Source organism: Nonomuraea longispora (genome assembly GCF_004348345.1).
GTDB lineage: Bacteria > Actinomycetota > Actinomycetes > Streptosporangiales > Streptosporangiaceae > Nonomuraea > Nonomuraea longispora.
Window position 1 is genome coordinate 1 of record NZ_SMJZ01000425.1, and the last position, 1,491, is coordinate 1,491.

General features: G+C 68.7%; 1 pseudogene. It reads left to right on the top strand.

The features are described 5' to 3' along the window. Nucleotides 1-96: 96 nt before the first annotated feature. Nucleotides 97-1,200 (top strand): annotated as a pseudogene (locus tag E1267_RS43715) (IS701 family transposase); the annotation flags it as partial. Nucleotides 1,201-1,491 lie beyond the last annotated feature (291 nt).

The following is a 1,491-nucleotide window of genomic DNA, read 5'->3' on the forward strand; positions in this document are numbered from 1 at the left end:
CCAGCCGCACTTCGAGGTTCGGGCTGGTCGAAGTCCCGAACGTGAGACGGCCATCGCCGAGACCATGGGGTTGTGACGCTCCAAGGTGATCGGACGATGGCCGTGTGGTCCACGGTAGCCCAGGCCGGCCCAGCGTGTTGGGACGATGCACTGGATGAGTTGTTCTCCCGGGTGCTGGCACCGTTCTTCGGGCGGCGCGAGCCGCGGTTGCGGGCACGGGCCTGCCTGGACGGGCTGCTGAGTGATCTGGAACGGAAGAACGGCTGGTCGCTGGCCGAGTACGCCGGGGACACCTGTCCCGATGGGATGCAGCGACTGTTCAACCACGCCCGGTGGGACGCCGACCAGGTCCGCGATGCGCTGCGAGCGCAGGTCGGCGAGCGATTCGGTGACCTGGCGGGGGTGCTGGTGATCGACGACACCGGGTTCGAGAAGAAGGGCGGCTGCTCGGCAGGGGTGCAGCGGCAGTACACCGGCACCGCCGGGAAGATCACCAATTGCCAGATCGGCGTGTTCGCCTCCTACAGCACACCCAGCGGGCGGCGGGTTCTGATCGACCGGGAGTTGTACCTGCCCGCGGCCTGGTTCGCTGCGCCGCACCGCCTGGCCGAGGCCGGGGTGCCGCCGGACACGGTCTTTGCGACCAAGCCCGAACTGGCCTGGAAGATGATCGAGCGGGCCGCCGACGATGTGCTGCTCAGCTTCGGCTGGGTCACCGGCGACGAGGCCTACGGCGACAATACGGTCCTGCGTGAGCGGTGCCGCAGCCGTGGCCTGAGCCACGTCTTCGCGGTCTCGTGCGACCATCCGATCACCGTGGCCGGTGCCAAGACCCGCGCCGACCGGGCTGTCGCCGCCCTGCCCGCCTCAGCTTGGCAGCGCTACTCCTGCGGCCAGGGCGCCAAGGGACACCGCTTCTACGACTGGGCCTGGATCACGCTCGGCGAGCACGGCCCCCATGACTGGCTGCTGGCCCGCCGCTCGATCAGCGACCCCTCTGAAGTGGCCTACTACCGGTGCTGGTCCACCGGCCCGGCCGCTCTGACCACCCTGATCCGCGTGGCAGGAGCCCGCTGGAGCATCGAGGAGTGCTTCCAGGCCACCAAGAACGAGGCCGGGCTCGACCACTACCAGGTCCGTAAGCACATCGCCTGGTACCGGTACGTCACCTTGGCCATGGTCGCCCACGCTCACCTGGCGTTCCTGTCCGACTCGACGACCGCTCCGCCCCCCACACAGGGGGCCCACGGGCGGACAATCACCGCCGGAGCCCGCAAACCCCACCGACCCGGACGGGGACGAGTCCCACGACCTGATCCCGCTCACCGTCAACGAGATCCGTCGTCTCCACACCCGTCTCCATCGACGCCACCATCCCGCCGAGCATTATCTGCGCTGGTCACACTGGCGACGCTGTCACCAAGCCCGCGCCCGCCGCTGCCACTATCAACGCCAGCGCAGACTCATCGATCCCTAAGTGCGGCTGGAGTA